This is a genomic window from Mesorhizobium sp. M7A.F.Ca.AU.001.01.1.1 (assembly GCF_004022735.1).
In the GTDB taxonomy this organism is placed as follows: domain Bacteria; phylum Pseudomonadota; class Alphaproteobacteria; order Rhizobiales; family Rhizobiaceae; genus Mesorhizobium; species Mesorhizobium ciceri.
In genome coordinates this window covers 1-9,349 of sequence record NZ_RZPF01000194.1, presented here as the reverse complement: position 1 = coordinate 9,349, position 9,349 = coordinate 1, and the positions used below count along the sequence as shown (strand labels likewise).

Annotated in this window: 9 protein-coding genes and 1 pseudogene; 9 read left to right on the top strand and 1 reads right to left on the bottom strand. The window is 64.3% G+C overall.

Features of this window, described 5'->3' with window-relative positions; all coding sequences use genetic code 11:
• The 9 genes and pseudogenes from EN884_RS40270 to EN884_RS14225 all read left to right on the top strand — a co-directional run.
• Positions 1 to 83: pseudogene (locus EN884_RS40270) on the top strand (formate dehydrogenase subunit gamma); the annotation flags it as partial.
• Complete coding sequence (locus tag EN884_RS14260; protein ID WP_013528012.1) at positions 80 to 1,636, top strand: NADH-quinone oxidoreductase subunit NuoF; 1,557 nt, start codon at positions 80 to 82, stop codon at positions 1,634 to 1,636. The pseudogene EN884_RS40270 and the gene EN884_RS14260, both read left to right, overlap by 4 nt.
• Before the next feature lie 10 nt (positions 1,637 to 1,646).
• Positions 1,647 to 4,559: a formate dehydrogenase subunit alpha gene (gene fdhF, locus EN884_RS14255; protein ID WP_024503375.1), complete on the top strand. Its 2,913-nt coding sequence runs from the start codon at positions 1,647 to 1,649 to the stop codon at positions 4,557 to 4,559.
• Between the two features lie 2 nt (positions 4,560 to 4,561).
• Positions 4,562 to 5,392 carry a formate dehydrogenase accessory sulfurtransferase FdhD gene (gene fdhD, locus EN884_RS14250; RefSeq protein ID WP_024503374.1) on the top strand — a complete coding sequence of 277 codons (831 nt, stop codon included), beginning with the start codon at positions 4,562 to 4,564 and terminating at the stop codon, positions 5,390 to 5,392.
• A complete protein-coding gene (locus EN884_RS14245; protein WP_013528015.1) occupies positions 5,382 to 5,693 on the top strand; it encodes a formate dehydrogenase subunit delta in 312 nt (103 codons plus the stop codon). The genes fdhD and EN884_RS14245 overlap by 11 nt, the downstream gene beginning before the upstream one ends.
• Positions 5,694 to 5,806: 113 nt before the next feature.
• Entirely contained in the window at positions 5,807 to 7,357 is a 1,551-nt protein-coding gene (locus tag EN884_RS14240) for an alpha/beta fold hydrolase (RefSeq protein WP_128360592.1), read from the top strand.
• A 110-nt stretch (positions 7,358 to 7,467) separates the two neighbouring features.
• On the top strand, positions 7,468 to 7,947 hold the full coding sequence (locus EN884_RS14235; RefSeq protein WP_013528017.1) for a carboxymuconolactone decarboxylase family protein: 480 nt from the start codon (positions 7,468 to 7,470) through the stop codon (positions 7,945 to 7,947).
• 81 nt (positions 7,948 to 8,028) lie between these two features.
• Positions 8,029 to 8,391: a nuclear transport factor 2 family protein gene (locus EN884_RS14230; RefSeq protein WP_024503372.1), complete on the top strand. Its 363-nt coding sequence runs from the start codon at positions 8,029 to 8,031 to the stop codon at positions 8,389 to 8,391.
• A gap of 53 nt (positions 8,392 to 8,444) precedes the next feature.
• Positions 8,445 to 8,759, top strand: a complete 315-nt coding sequence (locus EN884_RS14225) for a hypothetical protein (RefSeq protein WP_013528019.1) — start codon at positions 8,445 to 8,447, stop codon at positions 8,757 to 8,759.
• 174 nt (positions 8,760 to 8,933) lie between these two features.
• On the opposite strand, the gene EN884_RS14220 is transcribed toward EN884_RS14225, so the two are convergent.
• On the bottom strand, positions 8,934 to 9,349 hold a 416-nt coding region (locus tag EN884_RS14220; RefSeq protein ID WP_128360591.1), incomplete at its 5' end, for an aldehyde dehydrogenase family protein.

The window sequence follows — 9,349 nt, the reverse complement described above, 5'->3', positions numbered from 1 at the left end:
CCGCCGCCATGCTCGATAGCGAGGTGATCGGACGGCTCGATGACGAGAAGCTCGACGAGATCGTTGCAGAGGTGCGCTCATGATCCCGCGTATCTACATTCCCGGCGATTCCGGTGCGCTGGCGCTTGGCGCCGAAAAGGTCGCCAAGGCGATCGCCGGCGAACTCGCCGAGCGCGGCATCGAGGCCAAGATCGTGCGCAATGGTTCGCGCGGCGCCTATTTCCTCGAACCGATGGTCGAAGTCGCTACAGCCAACGGCCGCATCGCCTACGGGCCGGTCAAACCGTCCGACGTCAAAAGCCTGTTCGACAGCGGCTTCCTTACCGGCGGCCATCATAAACGCTGGCTGGGCGCGCCGGACAAGATCCCCTTCCTGGCCAAGCAGACGCGGCTGACTTTCGCGCGCTGCGGCGTCACGGATCCGCTGTCGCTCGAATCCTACAAAAAACATGGCGGGTTGAATGGATTGATGAACGCGCTGGCGCTGACGCCTGCCGCCATCGTCGCAGAGGTGACCGAATCGGGCCTGCGCGGACGCGGCGGCGCCGGCTTCCCGACCGGCATCAAATGGAAGACGGTGCTCGATACAGCAGGCGACCGCAAATACATCGTCTGCAACGCCGATGAAGGCGACTCCGGCACTTTCGCCGACCGCATGATCATGGAGGGCGATCCCTTCGTGCTGATCGAAGGCATGACGATCGCCGGTATAGCCACGGGCGCGACCAAGGGCTTCGTCTATGTCCGCTCGGAATATCCGCATGCGGTGGCGGCGATGAACAAGGCCGTCGAGATCGCCCGCAAGGCCGGCGTTCTTGGCGCCAGCGTGCTGGGTTCCCCTCACGCGTTCGACATGGAGATCCGGGTCGGCGCCGGCGCCTATGTCTGCGGCGAAGAGACGGCGCTGCTCGATTCGCTCGAGGGCAAGCGCGGCATGGTGCGGGCAAAGCCGCCTCTGCCTGCGCATAAGGGGCTGTTCGGCAAGCCGACGGTGATCAACAACGTCATCAGCCTAGCCTCTGTGCCCGTCATCATGGACAAGGGTGCGGCCTTCTACAAGGATTTCGGCATGGGCCGCTCGCGCGGCACGATCCCGGTCCAGATCGCCGGCAATGTCAAATTTGCAGGGCTGTTCGAAGCCGCTTTCGGCATGACGCTTGGCGAGATCGTCGACGAGATCGGCGGCGGCACGGCCACCGGCCGGCCGGTCAAGGCAGTGCAGGTCGGCGGACCGCTCGGCGCCTATTTCCCGCGCGCGCTGTTCGACACGCCATTCGACTATGAAGCCTTCGCGGCCAAGGACGGGCTGATCGGCCATGCCGGTATCGTGGTGTTCGACGACACCGCCGACATGCTGAAACAGGCGCGCTTCGCCATGGAATTCTGCGCCATCGAAAGCTGCGGCAAGTGCACGCCCTGCCGCATCGGCTCGACGCGCGGTGTCGAGACCATCGACAAACTCGCCGCGGGCATCGAGCCGGAGAAGAACCTCGCTCTGGTCACCGACCTCTGCAACACGATGAAATTCGGCTCGCTCTGCGCGCTGGGCGGCTTCACGCCCTACCCTGTGATGAGCTCGATCACCCATTTCCCCGACGACTTCAAGCCCGCGCCCGTGCGCGTGGCTGCCGAATAGGAGCTGGCAGATGAACATCAAGGCCGACTTCCCATCCCTCGTCGAAGAGATTGACTACGGAACCCCGCAATCGAAGGCGCAGAAGCAGGTCACGCTGAACGTCGACGGGCGCAGCATCACCGTGCCGGAAGGCACCTCGATCATGCGTGCCGCGATGGAGGGCGGGGTCGAAATCCCGAAGCTCTGCGCCACCGACATGCTGGACTCCTTCGGTTCGTGCCGTGTCTGCCTTGTGGAGATCGAAGGACGCGGCGGCACGCCGGCATCCTGCACGACGCCTGTCGGCGAAGGCATGATCGTGCGCACGCAGACCGAGCGGCTCGATGCCATTCGCCGTGGCGTCATGGAGCTCTATGTCTCCGACCATCCGACCGGCTGGAACGAACAGGCCGGAACCGGCGCCAGCGAGTTCGACGCGGTGGCGAAGTCGATCGGCCTGACCGAGAACCGCTACGGCATCGAGGGCCGCAACCACGTCAAGCCGGAAGGTGGCGTGGCGCCCGGCCATGGCTCGCTGGCAGTCGATTACATCGCCCGCGACGAATCCAACCCCTATTTCACCTATGATGCCTCGCAATGCATCGTCTGCTCGCGCTGCGTGCGGGCGTGCGAAGAAGTGCAGGGCACGTTTGCGCTGACCATCGAGGGACGCGGCTTCGAATCCCGGGTTTCGGCCGGAATGCACGAGGCGTTCATCGATTCGGAATGCGTGTCCTGCGGCGCTTGCGTCCAGGCCTGCCCGACCGATGCGCTGCGTGAGAAGACGGTGCTTGCCAAGGGCCTGCCGGAGCGCTCGGCCGTCACCACCTGCGCCTATTGCGGCGTCGGCTGCTCGTTCAAGGCCGAGGTGAAGGGTGACGAAGTCGTTCGCATGATGCCCTACAAGGAGGGCAAGGCGAACCACGGCCATTCCTGCGTGAAGGGCCGTTTCGCCTATGGCTACGCCACCCACAAGGACCGCATCCTGTCGCCGATGATCCGCGAAAAGGTCACCGATCCGTGGCGCGAAGTAAGCTGGGAAGAGGCGATCGCCCATACCGCCAAGGAATTCCGCCGCATCCAATACCAGTACGGACGCACCGCGATCGGCGGCATCACCTCGTCGCGCTGCACCAATGAGGAAACCTACCTCGTCCAGAAGATGGTGCGGCAGGGTTTCCGCAACAACAATGTCGACACCTGCGCACGCGTCTGCCATTCGCCGACGGGCTACGGGCTCGGCCAGACATATGGCACGTCTGCCGGCACGCAGGATTTCGATTCCGTCGACTTCACCGACGTCGCCGTCATCATCGGCGCCAATCCGGCTTCCGCTCACCCGGTGTTCGCCTCGCGGCTCAAGAAGCGGCTGCGCCAGGGCGCCAAGCTGATCGTGCTCGATCCGCGCCGCACCGAGATGGTCAAGTCGGCTCATATCGAAGCGGATTACCACCTGCCGCTGAAGCCCGGCACCAATGTGGCCGTGCTGACGGCGCTGGCGCATGTGATCGTCACCGAGGGCTTGTTCGACGAAGCCTTCATCCGCGAACGTTGCGACTGGACGGAGTTCCAGGATTGGGCATCGTTCGTCGCCTTGCCGGAAAACAGCCCCGAAACCGTCGGCAAATTGTCCGGCGTCGATCCCGAGCTGATCCGCGGTGCTGCGCGTCTCTACGCCACCGGCGGCAACGGCGCGATCTATTACGGCCTGGGCGTGACGGAACACAGCCAAGGTTCGACCACTGTGATGGCAATCGCCAATCTCGCCATGGCCACCGGCAATATCGGCCGGCCCGGCGTCGGCGTGAACCCGCTGCGCGGCCAGAACAACGTGCAGGGCTCCTGCGACATGGGTTCCTTCCCGCACGAACTGCCGGGCTATCGCCACATCTCCGGCGAAGCCGTGCGCGATATCTACGAGACCTTGTGGGGCGTAAAGCTGGACGACGAACCCGGCCTGCGCATCCCCAACATGCTGGACGCCGCCGTCGACGGCAGCTTCAAGGGCATCTACATCCAGGGCGAAGACATTCTGCAGTCCGATCCCGACACCAAGCATGTCGCAGCCGGCCTTGCCGCGATGGAATGCGTCGTCGTGCACGACCTCTTCCTCAACGAGACGGCGAACTACGCGCATGTCTTCCTGCCGGGCTCGACCTTCCTGGAGAAGGACGGCACCTTCACCAACGCCGAGCGCCGCATCAACATGGTGCGCAAGGTTCTTGAGCCGAAGGCGCGCTACGCCGATTGGGAGGCGACGCAGGAGCTTGCCCGCGCGATCGGGCTGGACTGGAACTATAAGCATCCCTCCGAAATCATGGACGAGATCGCGATGACCACGCCGAGCTTCGCCGGCGTCTCCTTCGAGCTGCTCGACCGTGTCGGGTCCGTGCAATGGCCCTGCAACGAGAAGGCGCCGCTCGGCACCCCGATCATGCATATCGACGGGTTCGTGCGCGGCAAGGGCAAGTTCATCCGTACCGAATATGTGGCGACGGACGAAAGGACGGGGCCGCGCTTCCCGCTGCTGCTCACCACCGGCCGCATCCTGTCGCAGTACAATGTCGGCGCGCAGACCAGGCGCACCGACAACAGCATGTGGCACTCGGAGGACCGGCTGGAGATTCATCCGCACGACGCCGAGAACCGCGGCTTGCGCGACGGCGACTGGGTCCGGCTGACCAGCCGCTCGGGCGAGACGACGCTGCGCGCGCTGATCACCGACCGGGTGTCGCCCGGCGTGGTCTACACGACGTTCCACCATCCGGACACGCAGGCCAACGTGATCACCACCGACTTCTCCGACTGGGCGACCAACTGCCCGGAATACAAGGTGACGGCGGTGCAGGTCGGCGCCTCCAATGGGCCGTCGGAATGGCAGCGCGACTATGACGAGCAAGCCAAGCAGAGCCGGCGCATCGCGTCTTTGCAGGCGGCGGAGTAGTCTTGAGCGCGCGGCGCAAAGCCACGACGCAGGTATCGCGGCTGGCGCACCGCGCCAGCGGCACTGCTACGGCGAACCGCATGGTGCCGGAAGAGACGCCGGTGGCGTTCTCCTTTGCCGGCACCACGCATGCGGTGATGATGGCAAGCCCGGCCGATTTCGAGGATTTCGCGCTTGGCTTCTCGCTGACCGAGGGCATTGTAGCTGCGCCGGAGGAGATCGAAACCATCGAGGTCGAGGACCATGGCGCCGGCATCGACATCCAGATCCGGCTGAAGGACCGAGCCAACACGCGCTTCGAAGCGCGGCGGCGAAGGCTCGCGGGTCCGGTCGGCTGCGGGCTCTGCGGCATCGAATCGATCGAGGAAGCGATGCGTTCGGTCGATGCGGTTGGTGTGTCAAAGCTTACGCTTGATGCCAACGATATTGTCCGTTCGGTCAAGCTTTTGTCGAAAGTGCAGCCGCTGCACACCGAGACCGGAGCCGTGCACGCCGCCGGCTTCTATGTGCCCGGCAAGGGCATCGTCATGGCGCGCGAAGATGTCGGCCGTCACAATGCGCTCGACAAGCTGGCGGGTGCGCTGGCCAAAGCCGGCATCGAGGGCGCATCCGGTGCTGTCGTGGTGACATCCAGGGTTTCGGTCGAAATGGTGCAGAAGACGGCTTCTATCGGTTCGGCCTTCATCATCGCCGTCTCGGCGCCGACCGCCCTTGCCATCCGCACGGCGCAAGAGTCCGGCATGACGCTGGTGGCGCTGGTTCGCGGCGACGATTTTGATATTTTCACCCACCCCGACCGGGTGATTTGCGGAGTTGCCAAGCATGTCGCATGACGAAGAACACATTATGAGCACTGCCGAGAAGCTGGTGCGCATGGCAAACCAGATCGCCGACTTCTTCCATTCCAAGCCGCGCGAGGAAGGCATTGCCGGCGTCGCCGAGCACATCAACAAGTTCTGGGAGCCGAGGATGCGGCGGCAGTTCTTCGAAATGCTGGACGACGGCACCGGGAACTTCAACGAGTTGGTGGTGGCCGCCTCCGCCAGGATCAAGCGACCGATCACGCCGGCTGCGGCCGACCTCAAACTCGGGCTCAAGCCCTCCCCTGCCGACGTCGCCGCCTCGCAGGAATAGCCGCCAAGCCGCGCCAACTTACATTCACAATCGCTAAAGTTTAAGCTGCCGCAATCTGCGCTGTTCTGCTATGGTTTGACGACCAGAAATCGTCAGGCCGGGGTGGAAATCTCGTGAGGCCGATCGAGACGCGATACGCCTGTAGCGGCGATGTGCGGATCGCCTATCAGGTGGTCGGGCAGGGATCGTTCGATCTCGTCTTCGTGCCGGGCTTCATTTCCAACCTCGACCTGCACTGGGAAGACGAGGGCTACACCAGGCTCTTGAAGCGGCTTTCGGCGTTCTCTCGGCTGATCCTGTTCGACAAGCGCGGCACCGGCCTGTCCGACCGTGTCGACGCGCATAACCTGCCCAGTCTCGAGACGCGGATAGACGATGTGCGCGCGGTAATGGACGCCGCTGGCAGCGGCCGTGCGGCGCTGCTCGGCTCCTCCGAAGGCGCGCCGATGGCAATGCTGTTCGCCGCCACCTATCCGGAGCGGACACGGGCGCTGGCGCTCTATGGCGGCTATGCGCATTTCCACAAATGGGTGATGTCGCCCGAACGCCTCGACGCTTTCATCGAGATGGCGGAGACAGCCTGGGGCACTGGCGCCACGCTGCCCCATTTCGCGCCGAGCCGGGTCGACGACGCGCATTTCGCCCAGTGGTGGGCACGTTTCGAACGATTGTCGGCGAGCCCGACGGCGGCGGCGGCGCTGGCGCGCATGAACGCCGACGTCGACATCCGCCATATCCTGAGCGTGATCAGCGCGCCGACGCTTGTAATCCATCGCCGCAACGATGCGCGGGTCGACCCCGACGCCAGCCGCTTCCTTGCACAGAAGATCCCCGGCGCCCGACTGGTCGAGATTCCCGGACGCGACCATCCGATCTGGACCGGCGATGTCGATGGGGTGGCCGACCTGATCGAGGAATTCCTGACCGGCGAACGCGCCGTGGGCGAAGTAGACCGCGTGCTGGCCGCACTGCTGGTGACACGCATCTACGACACGGCACGGCTCGGCGACCGGATGTGGAGCGAACGCAGCCAACGCTTCCAGGAAACCTGGCGGCTGCTGGTCGGGCGCCATGGCGGGCGCTCTGTGGGCCTGCATGGCGAGTTGATGATTTCGCGCTTCGACGGCCCGGCACGCGCCATACGCTGCGCGGCAGCGCTGCGCGAGGCGGCGCAGGAAATCGGCGTGGCAAGCGCACAAGGGGCGCATGTCGGCGAGATCGAAGTGCGCGGTCCACCCGTTGGGACGACGGCGCGGGTGGCAATGCAACTGGCCGCCCATGCCGGCCGCGGCGACATTATCGCGTCGCGTCTGATCGCCGATCTGGCGGCTGGGTCGGGCCTGCATTTCACCGACGCCGGGCGCATCAGTGTCGACGAGCTGGAGCAGCCGCTGGCGCTGGTCCATGCGACGTCCGAACAGCATCTGGAACCCGCCTGCCGGCCCAAACCCAAGACCGCCGAGCCGGCCGCATTGACGGCGCGCGAAAGCGAGGTGGTGAGCCTCGTCGCCGACGGCAAGAGCAATGCCGCGATCGCCGCCGAATTGCGGCTGAGCGAACACACGGTCAAGCGCCATGTCGCCAACATACTGCTCAAGCTGGATCTGCCGTCGCGGGCGGCGGCGGCGTTTTCGGCCAGGCACCCTGGCCCGCACGGGCCATGAGAGCCATGGCGCTTTCGGGCGAAGCGGCCATGGGCGGGTAAGCGCTATCAATTCTCTCCACGCAGGCTAGGCGGATGTCGCTGGAAAAGGCGCTGCGAACGGAGGAGGAAATGCTGAAGTCGAACCGGACACTCAAATTGCTTGTGATCGCTGCAAGCGTTGGCGCGTTGTTCGCCATCTCTCCCGCAAAGGCCGAGGACGCGTCCGCGGCGGCCGCCTACAAGGACATCGAGGCAACGCTCGGCTCGGTGCCGGACATGTTCAAGACCCTGCCGGATGTGGCCGTCGCCGGCGCCTGGGCCGAGATTAAGGGCGTGCAGCTCAACCCGAAGACGGCGCTTGACGGCAAGACCAAGGAACTTTTGGGCCTCGCCGTCGCGGCGCAGATCCCATGCCAGTACTGCATCTATTTCCACACCGAGGCGGCCAAGCTCAACGGCGCCAGCGACGAGGAGATCAAGGAGGCGGTGGCGATGTCCGCCATCGTGCGCCATTGGTCGACGATGCTCAACGGCAGCCAGGTCGATCTGACGACCTTCAAGAAGCAGACCGACGACGTATTCGCGGCCGTCAAGGCGAAGTCGCAGTAAGAACCACTGCCCGGCGATGAGCGCCGGACGGCACATCGACCATCAACCGCCCGGTCGGAAGACGGGCCAATGGAGGATGAAATGCTGACCAAGACCCAAACAGTGGACGGCGCCGCGATCAAGAAGGCGATCGAAACCCGTGACGGCAAGATGCTGTCGAGCTTCTATGCCGAAGACGCGCTGGTGCGGGTGATCGACCGCAACAACCCGCCGAGCAAGCCGCGTGAAATCCGCGGGCGCGCGGCGATCACCACATTCTGGGACGACATCTGCAGCCGGGCGATGACCCACAAGGTCGACACCACCATCGCCGACGGCGACAGCCTCGCCTTCACCCAGGCCTGCGCCTATCCGGACGGCACCAAGGTGTTCTGCGCAGCGATGCTGGAGCTGAAGAACGGTCGGATCGCAAGACAGACCGTCGTGCAGGCCTGGGACGAGTAGATCAACAACCGTGGATCAACCGCGGCCTGGGCCGCAACCTGGAGGAGAAGACGATGTTCAGCGCCAGATGGCAGATCGACGCCAAGTTCGGACACAAGCAGACCGTGCTCGACCTGTTGAAGAAATGGGAACGCGAGATCGGGTCACAGGTCGGCCTCGACGAGCTGGAATTCCAGATCATGACCGGTTCGATCGGCGCGCGGGAGGCGACGGTCGAGTCCCATCACCAGGTCGAAAGCCTGGCCCAGTTGGAGGCGTTCTTCGCCAAGATCGGCAAGATCGACGCGCACGCGAAATGGGGCAAGGAGATCGAGCCCTATGTCGTGTCTGGCACCAGCCTGTGGAATATCTATCGCATCGTGGAGTAGTGGTCTGCGGTCTTACCTCTCCTCTTGTGGGAGAGGTCGGATTGCCCCGATTTGTCCTTCACAAATCGGTTGGCAACCCGGGTGAGGGGTAAGCTGGCGTCAAGCTGGAACACCCCTCATCCGTCTCGGCGCTACGCGCCGATCCACCTTCTCCCACAAGGGGACAAGGCAAAACTAGCCATGCGCAACCATCACATGCCGCACGGCGGTGTAATCCTCCAGTGCGTAGAGCGACATGTCCTTGCCGTAGCCGGACTGCTTCAACCCGCCATGCGGCATCTCGTTGGTCAGCATGAAGTGGGTGTTGATCCAGGTGCAGCCATATTGCAGGCGGGCGGCCGTCGCCATGGCGCGCGAGACATCCTTGGTCCATACGGATGACGCCAGGCCGTAGTCGCTGTCATTGGCCCAGTTCACCGCCTCGTCGACTTCCGAAAAACGAGTAACCGAGACGACCGGGCCGAACACTTCGCGGCGCACGATCTCATCTTCCTGCAGCGCGCCGGCGACGACGGTCGGCTGGTAATAGAAGCCGGAGCCCTCGCCCGGCTTGCCGCCGGTGGTGATCTCGATGTGTTTCAGTTCCGAGG

Bases quoted from the DNA above. Each gene is read 5' to 3' on its own strand.
- EN884_RS14260 (WP_013528012.1), top strand. From the start codon at position 80: ATGATCCCGCGTATCTACATTCCCGGCGATTCCGGTGCGCTGGCGCTT.
- fdhF (WP_024503375.1), top strand. From the start codon at position 1,647: ATGAACATCAAGGCCGACTTCCCATCCCTCGTCGAAGAGATTGACTAC.
- EN884_RS14245 (WP_013528015.1), top strand. From the start codon at position 5,382: ATGTCGCATGACGAAGAACACATTATGAGCACTGCCGAGAAGCTGGTG.
- EN884_RS14235 (WP_013528017.1), top strand. From the start codon at position 7,468: ATGCTGAAGTCGAACCGGACACTCAAATTGCTTGTGATCGCTGCAAGC.
- EN884_RS14230 (WP_024503372.1), top strand. From the start codon at position 8,029: ATGCTGACCAAGACCCAAACAGTGGACGGCGCCGCGATCAAGAAGGCG.
- EN884_RS14225 (WP_013528019.1), top strand. From the start codon at position 8,445: ATGTTCAGCGCCAGATGGCAGATCGACGCCAAGTTCGGACACAAGCAG.